The 19,200-nt window shown below is 41.7% G+C and carries 14 protein-coding genes; all 14 read left to right on the forward strand.

Going from position 1 to position 19,200, the window contains the following annotated elements; genetic code table 11:
- The first annotated feature begins 14 nt into the window (after positions 1 to 14).
- A complete protein-coding gene (locus H8S51_RS10045; RefSeq protein ID WP_118208852.1) occupies positions 15 to 1,676 on the forward strand; it encodes a putative polysaccharide biosynthesis protein in 1,662 nt (553 codons plus the stop codon).
- Positions 1,677 to 1,750: 74 nt separating this feature from the next.
- Positions 1,751 to 2,137, forward strand: a complete 387-nt coding sequence (locus H8S51_RS10050; RefSeq protein WP_186898782.1) for a hypothetical protein — start codon at positions 1,751 to 1,753, stop codon at positions 2,135 to 2,137.
- Between the two features lie 133 nt (positions 2,138 to 2,270).
- Positions 2,271 to 3,542 (forward strand): BaiN/RdsA family NAD(P)/FAD-dependent oxidoreductase, encoded by a 1,272-nt coding sequence (locus tag H8S51_RS10055; RefSeq protein ID WP_186898781.1) that lies wholly within the window; start codon positions 2,271 to 2,273, stop codon positions 3,540 to 3,542.
- Positions 3,542 to 5,161 carry an NAD(P)/FAD-dependent oxidoreductase gene (locus H8S51_RS10060; RefSeq protein ID WP_186898780.1) on the forward strand — a complete coding sequence of 540 codons (1,620 nt, stop codon included), beginning with the start codon at positions 3,542 to 3,544 and terminating at the stop codon, positions 5,159 to 5,161. Before H8S51_RS10055 ends, H8S51_RS10060 begins: the two co-directional genes overlap by 1 nt.
- 79 nt (positions 5,162 to 5,240) lie before the next feature.
- A complete protein-coding gene (mutS, locus tag H8S51_RS10065; protein ID WP_117921488.1) occupies positions 5,241 to 7,868 on the forward strand; it encodes a DNA mismatch repair protein MutS in 2,628 nt (875 codons plus the stop codon).
- A gap of 18 nt (positions 7,869 to 7,886) precedes the next feature.
- The gene (locus H8S51_RS10070; RefSeq protein ID WP_186898779.1) at positions 7,887 to 8,585 is read left to right on the forward strand and encodes an FAD-dependent thymidylate synthase; all 699 of its coding nucleotides are present in this window, start codon (positions 7,887 to 7,889) and stop codon (positions 8,583 to 8,585) included.
- Between the two features lie 53 nt (positions 8,586 to 8,638).
- Positions 8,639 to 10,783, forward strand: coding sequence for a DNA mismatch repair endonuclease MutL (mutL, locus tag H8S51_RS10075; RefSeq protein WP_186898778.1), 2,145 nt, complete (start codon positions 8,639 to 8,641; stop codon positions 10,781 to 10,783).
- Position 10,784: 1 nt separating this feature from the next.
- The gene (gene miaA, locus H8S51_RS10080; protein WP_117921449.1) at positions 10,785 to 11,741 is read left to right on the forward strand and encodes a tRNA (adenosine(37)-N6)-dimethylallyltransferase MiaA; all 957 of its coding nucleotides are present in this window, start codon (positions 10,785 to 10,787) and stop codon (positions 11,739 to 11,741) included.
- Positions 11,734 to 13,029, forward strand: a complete 1,296-nt coding sequence (locus H8S51_RS10085) for a methionine gamma-lyase family protein (RefSeq protein WP_186898777.1) — start codon at positions 11,734 to 11,736, stop codon at positions 13,027 to 13,029. Before miaA ends, H8S51_RS10085 begins: the two co-directional genes overlap by 8 nt.
- A gap of 113 nt (positions 13,030 to 13,142) precedes the next feature.
- Positions 13,143 to 13,838, forward strand: a complete 696-nt coding sequence (gene radC, locus H8S51_RS10090; RefSeq protein WP_186898776.1) for a RadC family protein — start codon at positions 13,143 to 13,145, stop codon at positions 13,836 to 13,838.
- Between the two features lie 24 nt (positions 13,839 to 13,862).
- On the forward strand, positions 13,863 to 14,879 hold the full coding sequence (locus H8S51_RS10095; protein WP_117921455.1) for a rod shape-determining protein: 1,017 nt from the start codon (positions 13,863 to 13,865) through the stop codon (positions 14,877 to 14,879).
- An 8-nt stretch (positions 14,880 to 14,887) separates the two neighbouring features.
- Positions 14,888 to 15,745, forward strand: a complete 858-nt coding sequence (gene mreC, locus H8S51_RS10100) for a rod shape-determining protein MreC (protein WP_186898775.1) — start codon at positions 14,888 to 14,890, stop codon at positions 15,743 to 15,745.
- A gap of 15 nt (positions 15,746 to 15,760) precedes the next feature.
- Positions 15,761 to 16,279 carry a rod shape-determining protein MreD gene (gene mreD, locus H8S51_RS10105; protein ID WP_118208844.1) on the forward strand — a complete coding sequence of 173 codons (519 nt, stop codon included), beginning with the start codon at positions 15,761 to 15,763 and terminating at the stop codon, positions 16,277 to 16,279.
- Positions 16,272 to 19,145, forward strand: a complete 2,874-nt coding sequence (locus H8S51_RS10110) for a penicillin-binding transpeptidase domain-containing protein (RefSeq protein ID WP_330646578.1) — start codon at positions 16,272 to 16,274, stop codon at positions 19,143 to 19,145. Before mreD ends, H8S51_RS10110 begins: the two co-directional genes overlap by 8 nt.
- The last annotated feature ends 55 nt before the right edge of the window (positions 19,146 to 19,200 follow it).

The following is a 19,200-nucleotide window of genomic DNA, read 5'->3' on the forward strand; positions in this document are numbered from 1 at the left end:
GAGGATTAAGTCACATGGGCAAACAAAGTAAAAAAAGCAGTACAAGTTTCCTTGTGCAGGGTTCTATTCTTGCCATCGCATCTATTGTCAGTCGTATTATTGGTCTGATCTACCGTATCCCACTGACAAATATTATTGGTGATACAGGAAATGATTACTATGGAACTGCTTTTCAGATTTATAATATTTTATTGATCATTTCATCTTACAGTCTGCCACTTGCAGTTTCAAAGCTGGTATCCGCAAACTATTCACAGGGCAGAAGACACAATGTATACCGCATTCTAAAATGTGCGCTGGTTTTTGGTGCATGTACTGGTACAATCGCGGCACTGATCCTGTTATTTGGAGCAGAGTTTATCACAGGAACACTGATGAAAACACCGATGAGTATTTTTGCAGTACGGGTACTGATTCCGGTGCTTTTGATCGTTGCCGTGCTTGGTGTTATGCGAGGCTTCTTCCAGGGACTTGGAACAATGATGCCAAGTGCAACCTCCCAGATTTTAGAGCAGATCGCAAATGCGATCGTCAGCGTATGGGCTGCGTATGTGCTGGCTGATTATGGTGCGAAAGCAGGTGCACTGCTTGGTGATGCAGATAATTATTCTGCTGCATATGGGGCTGCCGGAGGAACACTTGGCACCGCTATAGGTGCATTAGTCGCATTATTATTCTGTACCTTCGTACTGGTTGTATATCTCCGTGTATTTAAACGCAGCCTGCACAGAGAACGCAGAAATAATGTAGACTCTTATGCATCTATATTTCATTTATTGATCGTAACGATCATTCCTGTTTTACTGAGCAGTACCATTTATAACTGTAATGCAGTTATAGACCAGGCGGTGTATAAACACATCGCAGCATTTCAAGGTTATACAGCAAGCCAGTATGGCTCCTGGAATGGTATTTATACAGGAAAATATACGGTTTTGATCAATGTCCCGATTTCCATTGCATCAGCAATGGCTGCATCCTCTGTTCCTGCACTTACCGCTGCCTATGCAGCCGGAAAAAAAGGTGAGGCAAAGCGGCAGATTAGTGTCGCAACACGTTTTATCATGGTGATCGCATTTCCTTGTGCAGTTGGCATGGGTGTGCTTGCATCTCCGATCTTACAGCTTTTGTTCCGTGATTCATCCGAGACCGCCGCACATATGCTGCAGGTCGGAGCCGTTACAATTTTATTTTTCTCCCTGTCAACGCTTTCGAATGGGCTTTTACAGGGAATGGGGCGTATGAAAGAACCGATCAAAAATGCGATTATTGCACTGGTACTGCATTTGGGACTGTTGGCAGCACTTATGTTCCTGTTTGATTTAAATATTTTTGCGGTTGTTATTGCAAATGCTGCATTCGGTCTTATCATGTGTATCTTAAATGCAAGATCGATCCGGCGATACAGCGGATACCGCCAGGAAGTCCGGAAAACGTTTTTTGTTCCTGCTATTGCGGCGACTGGAATGGGTGTCGTTGTATGGCTCATCTATCACGGTATCTTATATGTACTGCGTATCAATGCGATTGCAACGGTTCTGTCAATTGTAGCCGGAGCAGCAGTATATGCTGTATTACTGCTGTTATTAAAAGGATTAAATGAACAGGAGATCCTGCGTTTCCCGAAAGGACGCATGTTGGCAGACATAGCCAAAAAACTTCATCTATTAAGATAAATAGTTCTTACAAATGAATAAAAAGTAAAATATGGCAAATACTTATCGTAAAAACCGTAATATGGGGTGATGAAATGAAAAAAACGACGGGTATTTGCCTTTTTACCGGCATGATCTTTCTTCTGCTGATCCTGGTAGTATATTTATTATCTATACAGCAAAATACAGGAATAGGAAAAGAAAATCTGACTGCTTCAACCGAGAAAATATCAGATGAAAATGACACGGAACAAATTGTCCGGTCAACAGAAATTATTGCTATCTGTGAACCATACACATATGTAATTAAACAGAAAAACGGGGTGTTAGTTGTATACCAGAGTGATGGTGTTACAGAGTTTTTTGAAACAAATATCCGCATACGTGATCTGGATGCAGATATGGTAGAAAAAATAGAAAACGGTATCTTTTTTTCGGATGACCGGGAATTATATGATTTTCTGGAAAGTTATTCAAGCTGATATTTCCCTTGTATCATAGTATTGATGAATTACCAGCAATAACAATGATTTTCACGGATTGAATGTTTGTTTTTTGTATGCTAAAATATGCTATGGTTTGTTTGGAAAAATATCTAAAAAAGGTTTGAAATATATGACAGAAACAGAAGTTGCAGTCATTGGCGGCGGGGCATCCGGGCTGATGGCTTCCATTATGTCCGCATCGACGGGCGCAGATACGATCATTTTAGAACATATGGATCGGGTAGGAAAAAAAATACTCGCCACAGGAAATGGAAAATGTAATTATACAAACGAAGTGCAGGGATTGTCGTGTTACAGAGGCGAAGACCCTGCTTTTACTGTGCCGGTAATGAAGCAGTTTGATCAGAAAAAAACAGTGGTTTTTTTTCGCCGGATCGGCATTGAACCTAAAATAAAAAACGGTTATTATTATCCGGCAAGTGAACAGGCAGCTTCCGTTTTAGACGTACTGCGCATGGAAGCAGCATATACAGGTGTAAAGGAATTTGTCTCCTGCGAGATCAAAGCCATCAGAAAACAGGGAGACTTCTTCCTGATTCAGACAGGCAGAGGCGATTTTCGTGCAAAATCGATCATTTTTGCAACTGGCCTTTTCGCTTCACCAAAAAGCGGAAGTGATGGCAGTGCGCTTCCATATATAGAACATTTTGGCCACCATATCATAGATATTGTACCGGCTTTAGTTCCGCTGCAGGGCAAACAGTCATTCTTTAAAATGCTTGCAGGAATCCGTGCAGAAACTTTGATAAAATTATACATAAACGGTGCAGAAACAACCACAGAACGCGGTGAATTACAGTTGACAGATTATGGGATATCCGGGATTCCGGTTTTCCAGATCAGCCGGTTTGCAACCAAAGCATTAAAGCAAAAGAAACAGGTCTATGTGATAATTGATTTTATGCCTGACAGGTCTTTTGATGAAATTACCAGTCTTTTAAAACTGCGATTTTTAAAACGAGCACATGGAAAAGATGCCGCCCAGGCAATGATCGGGCTTTGCAATAAAAAACTCGTAGAAGTGCTTTTGAAAGAAGCGGGGATTGATCTTCACATTCCGGCAGAAAAAGTATCCGAAAAACAGTTCACGCGCCTTACTAAGCTGTTAAAAGGACTTCATGTCGACATTACCGGAAGCAAAGATATCGCGCAGGCACAGGTATGTGCAGGTGGAGTAGATACTCATGAAATTGATGCAGAAAGTATGATGTCAAAATTAGTTTCCGGCTTGTTTTTCGCAGGAGAAGTCGTTGATATTGACGGTACCTGCGGCGGATATAATCTGCAATGGGCATGGTCAAGCGGATATGTGGCAGGAATCCATGCAGCGGAATATGCACGACGTGGGAAAAAAGTACACAAAAAAGAAATGAGGAAGTAATGATTCGTATTAACCAGATCAAGCTGCCGGTAACACACGACACGGCACAGTTAGAGCAAAAGATCAGAAAAGCACTGAAATTTACAGCAGATACGCCATTTAAATACCAGATTGTCAAAAAATCCATCGATGCACGAAAGAAACCGGATCTGTTTTATGTGTACTCTGTAGATGTTGAAATACCAAATGAACAAAAAATCGTCAAAAAGGTTAACGATAATAACATTATGTTAACTAAAGTTAAAAAATATGTTCTTCCAGAAGTAAAAAATCCCTCCCTCACACCTGTGATCGCGGGGGCTGGTCCTGCAGGACTATTTTGTGCCTATGCATTAATGTTAGAAGGTTTCAGACCGGTTGTTGCAGAGCGCGGGAAAAAAATCGATGAAAGGACTGCTGATGTGCAAAAGTTCTGGGAAACCGGTATTTTAAACACAGCTTCTAATGTCCAGTTTGGTGAAGGCGGTGCAGGAACATTTTCTGATGGAAAATTAAATACATTAGTTAAAGATCCCATCGGGCGTAACCGTTTTGTCCTTGAAACATTTGTAAAATTTGGCGCACCGGAACATATTTTATATGAAAATAAGCCGCATATTGGCACCGATATTCTTGCGGATGTAATAAAACGGATGCGTACTTTTATGTCAGAAAATGGTGTGGAGTTTTTATTTGAAACCTGTGTAACCGGTTTTTCCACCGATAAAGACGGCAATTTAAAATCCGTTGAATTAAATCACTCCAGACAGATCAATACCGGCTGTATGGTTCTTGCGGTCGGGCACAGTGCAAGAGATACGTTTTCATTGTTACATGAAAAAGGGCTTGATATGCAGGCAAAATCTTTTGCAGTCGGATTCCGTGTTGAGCATCCGCAGAGCGAAGTTAATCTGACACAGTATGGAAGTTTATATGCCGGCAGACTTCCGGCGGCACCTTATAAAGTGACGGCAAATCTTTCATCTGGACGTGGTGTGTATTCCTTTTGCATGTGTCCTGGAGGCTATGTTGTAAACGCTTCCTCAGAAGAACGCCGCATTGCTGTCAACGGTATGAGCTATTCTGACCGTGCCGGCAGCAATGCAAACAGTGCGATCATTGTCTCTGTCACACCGGAAGATTTCAAAGCAGATGCAGTACGCCATGGTGAACTGCCACAGGATGCGGCTGATATGGAAGATGCCTTATCTGGTGTACGTTTTCAGGAGCGTTTAGAGGCACGTGCATGGCAGATCGGAAATGGAAAAATTCCACAGCAGTTATTTGGAGATTATTGTAAAAACCGTGCCTCTGTTTCTTATGGCGCATTTGAGAGCACGACAAAAGGAGAAGCAGTACTTGATAATTTAAGAGGCCTCCTGCCGGAAGAATTAGAGGAGTCTTTCATAGAAGGAATGCACCATTTTTCCCATGCCATCCCGAAATTTGACCGTGACGATGCGATTCTTTCCGGGGTGGAAAGCCGTACATCCTCACCGGTACGTATCGTACGCGATGAAACTTTTCAGTCAAATATCCGTGGCATTTACCCATGTGGGGAAGGTGCGGGATATGCGGGTGGTATCATGTCTGCAGCGATGGACGGATTAAAAGTTGCCGAGGCGATCGGTAAACAATGACTCAAACATAAAATAAATAATTCACAATGATTTAATAAAAGGAAGAACAGAGGTTAAGAACGTGGCAGAATATACACCTATGATGCAGCAATATTTAAAAACCAAAGAAGAATATAAAGATTGCATTTTATTTTACAGACTCGGTGATTTTTATGAGATGTTTTTTGATGATGCGATCGTTGTATCGAAAGAACTTGAACTGACATTGACCGGTAAAAGCTGCGGTACCGAGGAGCGTGCGCCGATGTGTGGAGTACCTTATCATGCAGTGGAAGGGTACTTGAATAAACTGGTTGCAAACGGTCATAAAGTTGCGATCTGTGAGCAGGTGGAAGATCCGAAACTCGCAAAAGGATTAGTAAAACGGGAAGTGATCCGCATCGTTACACCTGGAACAAACACAGACATGCAGGCTCTCGATGAATCTAAGAATAATTACATCATGTGTATCGTTTATCTTGCGGATAAATACGGTATTTCTCTGGCTGATATTTCAACTGGAGACTATTTCGTCACAGAGGTAGATTCCGAACGCAAGCTCATTGATGAGATCAATAAATTTGCACCGTCAGAAATCATCTGCAACGAAAGTTTTTACATGAGCGGAGTCGATCTTTCTGATATGAAACACCGTCTCGGTATCGCAGTTTATTCACTGGAATCCTGGTATTTCAGTGATGAGACAGCAGAGAATACCTTAAAAGAACATTTTAAAGTACAGAGTCTTGAAGGATTAGGCTTATCTGATTATGCATGCGGTACGATCGCAGCAGGCGCATTGCTCCGTTATCTGTATGAAACACAGAAAAATGACCTTGGTAATCTTTCTTCCATTCATCCGTATTCAACCGGAAAATATATGATCATTGACAGTTCGACCAGACGCAACTTAGAACTGGTAGAGACGCTGCGGGAGAAACAAAAACGTGGTTCACTGTTATGGGTATTAGACAAGACCAAAACTGCAATGGGTGCGAGAACACTCCGCGCTTATGTAGAGCAGCCACTGATCGATAAGGCAGAGATCGAACTGCGTCAGGAAGCTATCGGTGAATTAAATGATCATGTGATCACAAGAGAGGAATTACGCGAATACTTAAATCCTATCTACGATCTCGAACGTCTGATCACCCGTGTGACTTACCGGACAGCCAACCCGCGTGACCTGATCGCATTTAAAAATTCAATCAGTATGCTTCCTCCGATCAAATCTCTGCTTGATGAGTTTGACGGTGCATTGTTAAAAAATATCCAGAATGATATTGATTCCATGGAGGAACTGTGTTCACTCATTGATAATTCGATCATGGAAGAGCCTCCTATATCTGTGCGTGAGGGTGGTCTGATCAAAGAAGGCTATAACGAAGATGTCGATAAATACCGCAATGCAAAAACAGAAGGCAAGACCTGGCTTGCAGAATTAGAAGCAAAAGAACGTGAAAAAACAGGAATCAAAAATTTAAAGATCAAATACAACAAAGTGTTCGGTTATTATCTGGAAGTAACCAATTCTTACAAAGATCTGGTACCGGATTACTTTACAAGGAAGCAGACACTTGCCAATGCAGAGCGCTACATTACACCGGAATTAAAAGAATTAGAAGATATGATCTTAGGTGCGGAGGACAAACTTGTCAGCTTAGAATATGATCTGTTCTGTGAGGTCCGCAACAAAATTGCAGAAGAAGTTGTCCGTATCCAGCGCACAGCAAAAGCGATCGCAAACCTGGATGTTTTTGTTTCACTTGCAGTTGTTGCCGATCAGAATAATTACTGCAGACCAAAGATGACAGGCAGTGGTGTGATCGATATCAAAGGCGGCAGACATCCGGTTGTCGAAAAAATGATCACCAATGATATGTTTATCGATAACGATACATATTTAGACAACGGAAATAACCGGATAGCCATCATAACCGGACCGAACATGGCTGGTAAATCCACCTATATGAGACAGGCAGCACTGATCGTTCTGATGGCACAGATCGGAAGTTTTGTTCCTGCTTCATCTGCTAAGATCGGCATTGTTGACCGTATCTTTACACGTGTCGGCGCGTCAGACGACTTAGCGAGCGGCCAGAGCACTTTTATGGTGGAGATGAATGAAGTCGCCAATATTCTGCGTAATGCGACATCAAACTCTCTTCTGGTACTCGATGAGATCGGACGAGGAACAAGTACTTTTGACGGTTTAAGTATTGCATGGGCCGTGGTCGAACATATCAGCAATCCACGCCTGCTCGGCGCAAAAACACTGTTTGCAACACATTATCACGAGCTGACCGAGCTGGAAGGGAAACTGAACAATGTGCACAACTACTGCATTGCCGTAAAAGAAAAAGGTGATGACATTGTATTCTTACGTAAGATTGTGCAGGGCGGTGCAGACAAGAGTTATGGTATCCAGGTTGCAAAACTTGCCGGTGTTCCGGATTCTGTCATTGAACGTGCGAAGGAGATCGTGGAAGAGTTAAGCGCAAACGATATCACATCCGTCACGAAAAACATCACACCTGCAGCATCAGGAAATAAAAAGAAAAAAGAGCGTCTTGACGAAGTTGATTTGACACAGATGTCTTTATTTGATACCGTAAAAGACGACGATATCTTAGAAGAATTAAAGACGATCGATGTTGGAAACCTAACACCGATCGAGGCGTTAAACAAACTTTATGAATTACAGAATAAAATAAAAAACCGATGGTAGAAATGGAGAATAAAATTTATGGGCACAATTACAATTTTACCGGAAACCACGAAAAACCCGATCACACTGATGGGACAGCGTGCCGGCGTCTGCTGGGGAGGAAATATAGAAGATCCGGCAAAGAATTATAAGAGAGGTATGGACTGTATCATTTCCGGACATGGAAGGGTCATGGAATATGTAAATGTAGAAATGATCATTTCCGGTTATTCAGCAAGAGTAGAGCGTGAATGGTATACACATATCGGCGGTTCACCAACACGTTTACAGTCAAGCACACGCTACATCAATTATGCCGGACGCGGATTTGACTACATCATCCCGCCGTCAATCAAAAACAACGAAGAAGCATTGAAAAAATATCAGGCATTGATGGCTCATATCAATGAAGAATGCCGTTCTCTTCAGGAAGATTACGGTATTCCAAAGGAAGATGTTGCAAACGGACTGCCGCTTGGTATGACAGCATCTATCGTAGATAAGAGAAATCTGCGCAGTTTAGCGGAGATGAGTCATCAGAGAATGTGTAACCGCGCATACTGGGAATTCCGTCAGCTGTTCGGTGATATCATAAAAGCACTTTCTGAGTATTCCGAGGAATGGCGCTGGATCACCGAGAATTTATTTATGCCAAAATGCGATTATTTCGGATACTGTTCCGAGACAAGACCGTGCGGCAAACCGGTATCCGGTGTTCCGAAAATGCCGAGACCATAAGCACATCTGCAAAAAACACAACAGAAACGATTGATACAACGAGGTGAATCTGTATGCCGGAAATTACACTGCTCAGTCAGGAGACAATTGATAAGATTGCTGCAGGGGAAGTAGTAGAACGCCCTTCCTCTGTGGTAAAGGAACTGGTAGAAAATGCCATTGATGCAAAAGCGACTGCCATTACTGTTGAGGTCAAAGAGGGCGGTATCTCATTTATCCGCATCACTGACAATGGCTGTGGTATTGAGCGTGCACAGGTACCGGTTGCGTTTTTGCGACATTCGACCAGTAAGATCAAAAGCGTGGAAGATCTAATGAGCATCACTTCTTTAGGATTCCGCGGTGAGGCACTTTCCAGTATCGCCGCAGTATCGCAGGTCGAACTAATCACAAAGACCTATGGCGAACTGACAGGTACCCGCTATGTCATTGAGGGATCAAAAGAAAAGGAAAATGAAGAGATCGGTGCACCGGAGGGAACCACCTTTATCGTACGTAACCTTTTTTATAATACCCCGGCAAGACGTAAATTTTTAAAGACCGCACAGACAGAGGGCAATTACATCAACGATCTGATGGAACGGCTTGCTCTGTCACATCCGGATGTTTCCTTTAAATTTATCAATAACGGGCAGACAAAAATGCATACTTCCGGCAATTCCAGGGAAAAAGATATGATCTATCATATCTATGGCAGGGATATCACCTCCGGTCTTTTGGAAATCGATCATAAAAACGAATATTTTCATCTCAAAGGATTTATCGGGAAACCCATAATTTCCCGTGGAAACCGTAATTTTGAAAATTATTTTATCAATGGACGTTATATAAAGAGTTCACTGCTCTCAAAGTCGATTGAAGAAGCATATAAGGGATTTCTGATGCAGCACCAGTATCCGTTTTGTGTTCTGTACTTTACGATGGATACGGATCTGTTGGATGTCAACGTACACCCGACAAAGATGGAACTTCGTTTTTCAAACAATGAAGCGATTTATAAAACACTGTTTGAAATCATCCGGGGAACATTGACACACAAAGATTTTATCCCGGAAGTGCCGGTGCAGGAAGAAAAGGTACAAAAACGGGAAAACATCAAAGCACCACTGCCGGAGCCATTTGAGCGGCGAGGTGTTGAGACAGTACGGAGCGGGCATAGGTTCCAGCCGCAGGATGTGTATGCGCAGGGGCAGGCGGGAATGCCACGCAAAGGAACTGTGCCGCAGAATGAGCCAGTCCGATCGCAGGCAGCAGTTTCAGCGCAAAATGCAATACCTCAGAAGGAATCAGCACCGCCGGAAAATCTTTCGATTTTTAATTCTCTGCTTCCAAAGAAAGAACCGGCCGGTTCTGATAATTCGTCCGATATGCAGCTAAAACGACCTTCTGCAAGTACAGAACATAACCTTGCGCATGAGACTGATGCAGGGCAGTCCGCAGACCGGGTATCGGAAACTAATACATACACCGTTTCCAAACCAGTACCGCAGCTAATGCCAACAGATAAACCAGCCAAAAGCCTGCCAGAAAAGACACCGGCACCTTCCCCAGAGTCAACAGTCACTTACGAGCAGCAGGAACTTGCAGCAGTCTCCGAAGGTTTTCTGACTAAAGATGCCAAAAAGCGCCATAAGATCATCGGACAGCTCTTCGACACCTACTGGATGGTGGAATATGAGGATAAGCTGTTCATCATTGATCAGCATGCGGCACATGAAAAAGTACTTTATGAGAAAACAATGAAAAAAGTGCATGAAAAAACATTTTCATCACAGACGTTAAGTCCGCCGATCATTTTAACATTAAGCCTTGAAGAAATTGAAATGCTTGAAAAATATAAGGCACAGATTGATACATTCGGGTATGAGATCGAGCCGTTTGGCGGAAAAGAATATGCAATAACTGCCATTCCGGCTGATTTTACAGGAATCGACACAAAAACAATGTTTCTTGAAATGTTAGATGATTTTGCAAATATTAACGGAAATGATTCTCCCAATGCTATTATGGAGAAAGTTGCTTCTATGTCCTGTAAGGCTGCAATCAAGGGAAACCAGCACATCAGCAGACCAGAGGCGGAGCGGCTCATTGATGAACTGTTAGAACTGGAAAATCCATATAACTGCCCACATGGACGCCCGACGATCATTTCCATGACAAAATATGAAATCGAAAAGAAATTTAAAAGGATTGTCTGATATGAAACAAAAACCAATGATTATTCTGACCGGTCCTACCGCGGTGGGAAAAAGTGCCCTCTCGGTAGAACTTGCGAAAAAAATAAACGGAGCGGTCATCTCTGCAGACTCCATGCAGGTCTACCGCCATATGGATATCGGCTCTGCCAAGGTTATGCCGGAGGAAATGCAGGGAATTACGCATTATATGATCGATGAATTAGAACCTGACGAAGAATTTCATGTTGTGCGTTTTACAACGATGGCAAAAGAATATTTAAAAGAAATCTATGCGGCGGGGAAAATCCCGATCATAGCCGGCGGCACCGGATTTTATATTCAGGCACTTTTGTACGATATTGATTTTACAGAGCAGCAGTGTGATGAGGCATACCGCAGACAATTAGAGGAACAGGCAAAAGAACACGGAGCCGGATATCTGCATGAAATGCTGCGCAAAGTCGACCCTGCATCTGCGGAGGCGATTCATGCCAATAATGTCAAACGTGTGATCCGGGCTTTAGAATTTTATCATTTATCCGGTCAGAAAATATCTGAACACAATGAAACGGAGCGTCAAAAACAATCTCCTTATAATTTTGCCTATTTTGTTCTTAACGATGAACGCGCAAAATTGTATGAGCGCATTGACAAACGTGTAGATGCGATGATAGCAGCAGGACTGGTAAATGAAGTTCAAAAATTAAAAGATATGGGGTGCAGCCGGGAAATGGTTTCCATGCAGGGACTCGGCTATAAGGAGATACTTGCATATTTAGACGGCGAATATACCTTAGAGGAAGCCGTCTATATCATCAAACGGGAAACCCGTCATTTTGCCAAACGCCAGTTAACGTGGTTTAAAAGAGAACGCGATGTGATCTGGCTCGACAAGCAGACATTTGGCTATGATGATGCAGCAATTTTAACAGATATGATATCAATTTTACAGGAAAAGGAAATAATCAGTCATGAATAAATGGATGGAAGAACAGTATGAAGCTCTTGGTATTTCAAGAGAAGTATATGAATTTGGAGAAAAGATCGAAGCCTCCTTAAAAGAGCGTTTTGAAGCGATTGATGCAACGGCTGAATATAATCAGTTAAAAGTGATCAAAGCTATGCAGGATAACCGTGTAAGTGCAGAATGCTTTAACATGTCCTCCGGATACGGTTATAATGATCTCGGACGTGATACATTAGAAAAAGTATATGCATCCTGCTTTAAAGGAGAAGATGCTTTAGTACGCCCGCAGATCACCTGCGGCACACATGCACTGGCACTTGCTTTAATGTCTAACCTTCGTCCGGGAGACGAACTGTTGTCCCCGGTCGGAAAACCATATGACACGTTAGAGGAAGTGATCGGTATCCGCCCATCTAAGGGATCGCTGGCAGAATACGGCGTATCCTATCGTCAGGTAGATCTTCTGCCGGACGGAAGTTTCGATTATGACCACATCAAAGAAGCGATTAATGAGCGCACAAAACTCGTAACGATCCAGCGATCCAAAGGATACGCGACAAGACCAACACTTTCTGTGGCACGTATTGGAGAATTGATCTCGTTTATCAAAAAAATTAAGCCAGACGTCATCTGTATGGTAGATAACTGTTACGGTGAATTTGTGGAAGAACGTGAGCCTCTTGAGGTCGGAGCAGATATGATCGTAGGTTCCCTGATCAAAAATCCGGGCGGCGGTCTTGCACCGATCGGCGGTTATATCGTTGGAAAAAAAGAATGTGTTGAAAATGCGGCTTATCGCCTGACTTCTCCGGGACTCGGAAAAGAAGTCGGTGCATCATTAGGCGTTATCCAGTCTTTCTATCAGGGATTTTTCCTTGCACCTACTGTAGTAAGTGGTGCATTAAAGGGAGCGATCTTTGCAGCAAATATCTATGAAAAACTTGGATTCGAAGTTATTCCAAACGGCAGTGAAAGCCGCCACGATATCATTCAGGCAGTTTCATTCCACAATCCGGATGCACTGATCGCTTTTTGCGAAGGGATTCAGGCGGCTGCTCCGGTTGACAGCTATGTAACACCGGAACCATGGGCAATGCCTGGATATGACAGTGATGTTATTATGGCTGCAGGTGCTTTTGTTCAGGGATCCTCCATTGAGCTGAGTGCAGATGGTCCGATCAAGCCTCCATATGCCGTTTATTTTCAGGGCGGACTGACCTGGTACCATGCAAAACTGGGTATTCTGAAATCTTTACAAAAACTTAAGGAACGAAAACTTGTCGACCTTGACTTGTTATGATAAAATATAATGTGATTTATTCATAACAGCAAGTTTGCCCATACAATGCGTACAGGCTGTTGTTTATGGTAATAGATCTTTATGCTTCCCGGGAGAGTAGAAAGGGAGCATTCATGAACAAAAATACTACGGTAAAAGAATTGCCGGATTCGGAAAAACCATATGAAAAGTTTCTTACATATGGACCGGAATACCTAAGTGATGCGGAGCTTTTAGCAGTGATCATCCGTTCAGGGACAAGTGGTCTAAAGTCTGTGGAAGTCGCGCAGAATCTGCTAAATGATGGTCAGCGCAATTTATTAAATCTCTATGATATTCCATTTGAAAAGATGCAGAAAATACGTGGAATTGGCCCGGTAAAGGCAATCCAGTTAAAATGCATTGCAGAATTATCAAAACGGATTGCGCAGACACGGTCAGCTCCTGATATCTGTATGACGAACCCAAAAACAATCGCAGATTACTATATGGAACATCTGCGTCATGAAAGCAAAGAACATCTGATTATCTGTATGTTCGACAATAAATGTCACATGAAAGGTGATAAACTGCTTTCTATCGGCAGCGCAAATGAAACAATTGTTTCACCACGCGAAGTTTTCGAGACAGCAATCAATTGTCATGCAGCACATCTTATCTTAGTCCATAATCATCCAAGTGGTATACCAGAACCGTCCCATGCAGATGATATTGTCACAAAACGCATTTTAAACTGTGGACAACTGATGGGCATTCCGCTTTCCGACCATGTTATTATCGGGGATCATTCTTACTTTAGTTACAGAGAAAATAACAGGATCGTGGTATAAACCGCGTTCCAAAGGGAGAGAACAATGACAAACAACGTATACGGTATTGATCTTGGAACATGCAATATGAAGATTTACTGCAAATCTTCCAACAAGATCTTAAATGAAAAAAACACGATCGCATTAAAAAATAAAGATGAGATCTACGCTTATGGTAACTCGGCATACGCAATGTATGAAAAGGCTCCGGAGTCTATCCATGTGACATTCCCTGTTACAACAGGTGTCATCGCAGATTTCAACAATCTTCAGTCCATGATACAGCTCTTCTTAGAAACGCATGTTAAAGGGAGCCTGAAGGGTGCAGAATTTATCGTCGCAGTACCAACAAGTATCACGGAAGTGGAGAAAAAAGCGTTCTTTGACATGTTCTATAAGAGCAAGATGAAACCAAAGAGTGTACTTTTATGTGAAAAACCGATCGCTGATGCCGTTGGGTTGGGATTAGATGTCAATGAACCGACCGGTATCATGGTTGTAGACATCGGTGCAGATACAACGGAGATCTCCGTTATTTCACTTGGCGGACTTGTACTTAGTGATCTGCTTCATTTTGGTGGAAATAAGATTGATGAATCCATCATTACCTATGTAAAACGCAATTACAATCTGGTCATCGGACAGAAAACTGCCCAGAGCATGAAAGAACGCTTAGGTTCCGGTATCCCGGGCAATGAAGACACGATGATCGTTGTCGGAAGAGATGTCGTAAGTGGTCTTCCGATTGAAATGGAAATGTCCGGTACTGTAGTATATGAAGCCATCAAAGATAACCTTGAAAGTATCTGTAATTCCATCAAAATGATCTTAGAGAAAACACCACCGGAACTTGCAAAAGACATTATCCATTCCGGAATCTATATCACAGGCGGAAGTTCCCAGATTCACGATCTGGATAAATTATTTGCAGATATCACAGGCATTGATATCAATACCTGTGAAGAACCGGAAGAGTGTGTTGTACGTGGTCTTGTAAAAATTGTATCTGACAGCAAATACAAACATCTGGCATTCAGCATGAAAAGTAAGATCTTGATTTAGGGGATAGTATGAGACGAAAACCAAAATTTGTTCTTCCCACAAAATATATACTGCTTATCTTAAGCGGTGTATGTATTGTGGCAATATTACTCAGTTTTACACTTGGCATATCCGGCGGACCATTAAATACTGTCGCCGGATATGTATTTATTCCAATGCAGCGCGGTATTAATTCCGTTGGCACCTGGATTGGCGAAAAAGCAGACAATCTAAAAAAATTAAATGACGTCATGGCTGAAAACGAAGACCTGAAACATCAGGTAGATGATCTGACAACCGAATTAAATACAATCAAGTTAGAACAATATGAGCTTGAGAACTTAAGAGAACTCTTAAATCTGGATCAGAAATACCCAAGTTATGACAAAGTTGCTGCAAATGTTATCGGAAAAGACGGTGGCAACTGGTTTACCAATTTTACGATCGACAAGGGATCAAACGATGGAATTGAAGTGGATATGAATGTGATTGCAGGAAGTGGTCTTGTGGGAATTGTTACTGATGTAGGACCTAATTATGCAAAAGTATCTTCGATCATCAATGATACCATGAAAGTCAGTGGTATGGTGTCGACCACATCCGACAATCTGATCGTAAATGGCAGTTTACAGGATATGAATGAAAATATGGTCATTGAATTTTCCAATCTCAACGATAAGAATAATGAAGTTGCTATCGGTGATCCTGTCGTTACCTCTTATGTATCAAACCGTTATCAGCAGGGTATTCTGATCGGTTATATCAGTACACTTAGCATGGATTCTAATAATCTTACAAAGTCGGGTACCATCACACCGGCAGTCGATTTTGAGCATATCGAAGAAGTTCTTGTCATTTTAAATAAGAAACAGACAGCAGAATCTTAGAAACAGAGGTTATTTATGAGAAGAAAGATTACCGTATTTATTATTATTGCCGTCTGCTATCTGCTGCAAACGACACTTTTTGATACCCTTTCCTTTGCATCCATATCACCAAATCTTCTGATCATTGTGACATCGTCCTTTGGTTTTATGCGTGGACGCAAAGAAGGGCTTTTTATCGGCTTTTTCTGCGGACTGATCTTAGATATTTTCGGTGGAGGTGTTCTTGGATTTTACAGCCTTCTATATATGTATATCGGTTATATCAATGGAATGTTCCGCAAACTTTTTTACCCGGAAGATATCAAACTGCCACTCGTTCTGATCGCCGGCAGTGATTTGAGCTGCAACCTTCTGATTTACTTTATTATGTTTCTTTTTCGAAACAGATACGACTTTAACTACTATTTTTTACAATTAATGATACCAGAGTTGGTTTATACCATGGTTATAACAATTTTTTTGTATTTTGTAATTTTAAAGATCAACCAGAAACTGGAAGCTATCGAGAAAAGGAGTGCAAGCAAATTTGTTTGATAATATAAAAGAAGCATGCCGTATGTTTTTTAAATCACGGCTTGTTGTGGCAACAGTTGTAATGATCCTGTTGTTTTCCATTCTTCTCTGGCGTGTTTTTTCTCTTCAGATCGTAAACGGAAAAGAATATCAGGATAATTACACGTTAAAAATCGTCAAAGAGCGTACCTTAAACAGTACACGTGGAAATATATATGACCGTAATGGCAATCTGCTTGCCTACAATGAACTGGCATATTCCATTACAATCGAGGACAATGGTACTTACAGTTCTAATAAAGCAAAAAACACTGCCCTCAATGAGGAGATCGCGCAGGTTGTGACTGCACTTGAAGCCAATGGCGACTCCATTGTCAACGATTTTAAAATATCTATGGATGACAATGGCAATTACAGCTACAATGTAGAAGAATCCGGTGCAACCTGGAAACGTTTTTTGGCGGATGTATTTGGAGAAACTTCCTTTGAAAACATGCAGGAAGATGAGTCTGATATCATTTCCCGCAATAAACTTGATTTTAAACCAACGGAAGCAACTGCTGCACAGGTTATGCAGTATCTGACAAGCGGCAACCGCTATGCCATTGGAAGCGAATATGATGAGGCAATGACATACAAGATTACTGTTGTTCGTTTTTCCATGGCACAGAATGCCTATCAGAAATATATTGCAACCACGATTGCAACGAATGTATCTGAAGAATCAGTCGCTTATATCAGCGAGCACGCAGCCGAATTACAGGGTGTGGAAGTATTAGAAGATACCATTCGAAAATATAACGACAGTGAATATTTTTCTTCCATCATCGGTTATACCGGAAAAATATCCACGGATGAATATAATAAACTTTCAGAAACAGATAATTCTTATACACTAAATGATGTTGTCGGTAAACTTGGTATCGAACAATATATGGACAGCGATTTAAAAGGGGAAAAGGGGCATGAAAAGCTCTATGTGGATTATCTTGGAAAAGCAGTAGAAGTTATCGAACACGAAGAACCACAGGCCGGAAATGATGTATATCTGTCCATTGACCGGGATCTGCAGATTGCTGTATACAATCTTTTAGAGCAGGAAATTGCAGGAATCGTATATTCTAACATCGATAATCCGGGATCTGATATCAACATTCCGATCGCAGATGTTTATTTTGCACTGATCAACAATAATGTGATTGATTTCTCACATTTTTCCGAAGAAAATGCATCTGCTACGGAAAAGGAAGTACAGCAGATTTTTTCTGCCAGACAGAATGCCGTAACAGATCAGATCCATACCGAACTGACGGGAAATGCCCCGACACCATTTGCATCCATGACAGAAGAGTATCAGGATTATTTTACTTATATTTTAAAAATGCTCCGTGAAAATGGTATTTTGTTAAGAAAAAATATTGATACCACGGATGAAGTTTATCTTCAGTGGCAGAACGGAACCATCGGCCCACAGGAATATTTAAACCATGCGATCGCCAAAGGATGGATCGATATTACAAAATTTTCTGTAAGTGAGAAATATTCCGATTCAACAGAAATATATGATGCGCTGTGTGATTATATTCTGAATGATATCAGTACAGATTCAGATTTCGCCAAAATCATATATGAATACCTGATCCAGACAGATGCAATTACAGGAAGACAGCTTTGCCTGATCCTGTTTGATCAGAATGTTCTTGCATTTGATGAAGATGATATTGCAGGCTTATCAGGTGGTACACTTGCACCTGCTGCCTTTATCAAGGAAAAAATCCAGAATCTTGATATTACACCGGCCCAGCTTGCATTAGATCCATGTGCCGGGTCCTGTGTCATCACAGACACACAGACAGGTGAGGTACTCGCATTGGTAAGTTATCCTGGATATGACGGAAACCGGCTTGCAAATACAGTTGATGCTGATTATTTCAACAGTCTGCAGGAGAATAATGCAAGACCTTTATATAATTATGCTACCCAGCAGCGAACGGCACCGGGTTCCACCTTTAAAATGGTATCTGCTACAGCCGGCCTTGCAGAACATGTGATCAGCACAACCGAACAGATCCAGGATCTTGGTGTATATAAAAATGTAAGTAATGAACCGGAATGCTGGATCTACCGTTCATCCCATGGATCACACGGTCTTATTAATGTATCCGAGGCACTCAGGGATTCCTGTAACTACTTTTTCTATGAAGTCGGCTATCGTCTCAGTACCAATAATTACGCTATGAGTTATAACAACGATGCTGCGGAAAATGGTATTGAAAAAATCCAGAAATATGCTTCTCTTTATGGTTTAAACGAAACGACGGGAGTGGAGATTGAAGAGAGCAAACCTCAGGTTGCAGACAGCTTCCCTGTCATGGCTGCTATTGGTCAGAGTAATAACAACTACTCCACGATACAGCTTGCAAGATATGTTACCGCTGTTGCAAATGGTGGTACCGTATATAATTATACACTTTTAAATAAAGTAACAGATTCTGATGGAAATACTTTAAAACAATATGAGCCTGCAGTCCGTAACACGATTGATGTTTTAAGCAGCGGCGACTGGGATGCCATTCATACAGGTATGCGCATGGTGGTGGAAAATACGAAAGAGTTTGACGGATTTCCAATAGAGGCTGCCGGAAAAACAGGTACCGCGCAGGAAGATCTGACCAGACCAAACCATGCATTATTTGTCGGTTATGCTCCATACAGCAATCCGGAAATATCTATTGCAACACGTATTGCAAATGGATATACTTCCCATAATGCAGCAGAAGTTTCCAAAAAGATCCTTGCATACTATTTCAAAGTTGAAGATGCTGATTCTCTGTTAAGTGGACAGGCTGAAAATATCAATGCCATCTCAAATGGCGTAAATGATTAGTATATGGATAATTCCCGCTATTTCAACGGGTTTTATTAATAAATCAAAACAGGAG

Origin of the sequence: Roseburia rectibacter, assembly GCF_014287515.2 — a bacterium.
Lineage (GTDB): Bacteria > Bacillota > Clostridia > Lachnospirales > Lachnospiraceae > Roseburia > Roseburia rectibacter.

What these genes read in the sequence shown, in the direction of transcription:
- H8S51_RS10095 (WP_117921455.1), top strand. Translation starts at nt 13,863, where the DNA reads ATGACAAACAACGTATACGGTATTGATCTTGGAACATGCAATATGAAG.
- H8S51_RS10060 (WP_186898780.1), top strand. Translation starts at nt 3,542, where the DNA reads ATGATTCGTATTAACCAGATCAAGCTGCCGGTAACACACGACACGGCA.
- H8S51_RS10085 (WP_186898777.1), top strand. Translation starts at nt 11,734, where the DNA reads ATGAATAAATGGATGGAAGAACAGTATGAAGCTCTTGGTATTTCAAGA.
- mreC (WP_186898775.1), top strand. Translation starts at nt 14,888, where the DNA reads ATGAGACGAAAACCAAAATTTGTTCTTCCCACAAAATATATACTGCTT.
- mreD (WP_118208844.1), top strand. Translation starts at nt 15,761, where the DNA reads ATGAGAAGAAAGATTACCGTATTTATTATTATTGCCGTCTGCTATCTG.
- H8S51_RS10055 (WP_186898781.1), top strand. Translation starts at nt 2,271, where the DNA reads ATGACAGAAACAGAAGTTGCAGTCATTGGCGGCGGGGCATCCGGGCTG.
- H8S51_RS10045 (WP_118208852.1), top strand. Translation starts at nt 15, where the DNA reads ATGGGCAAACAAAGTAAAAAAAGCAGTACAAGTTTCCTTGTGCAGGGT.
- mutS (WP_117921488.1), top strand. Translation starts at nt 5,241, where the DNA reads ATGATGCAGCAATATTTAAAAACCAAAGAAGAATATAAAGATTGCATT.
- radC (WP_186898776.1), top strand. Translation starts at nt 13,143, where the DNA reads ATGAACAAAAATACTACGGTAAAAGAATTGCCGGATTCGGAAAAACCA.
- H8S51_RS10070 (WP_186898779.1), top strand. Translation starts at nt 7,887, where the DNA reads ATGGGCACAATTACAATTTTACCGGAAACCACGAAAAACCCGATCACA.
- miaA (WP_117921449.1), top strand. Translation starts at nt 10,785, where the DNA reads ATGAAACAAAAACCAATGATTATTCTGACCGGTCCTACCGCGGTGGGA.
- H8S51_RS10050 (WP_186898782.1), top strand. Translation starts at nt 1,751, where the DNA reads ATGAAAAAAACGACGGGTATTTGCCTTTTTACCGGCATGATCTTTCTT.
- mutL (WP_186898778.1), top strand. Translation starts at nt 8,639, where the DNA reads ATGCCGGAAATTACACTGCTCAGTCAGGAGACAATTGATAAGATTGCT.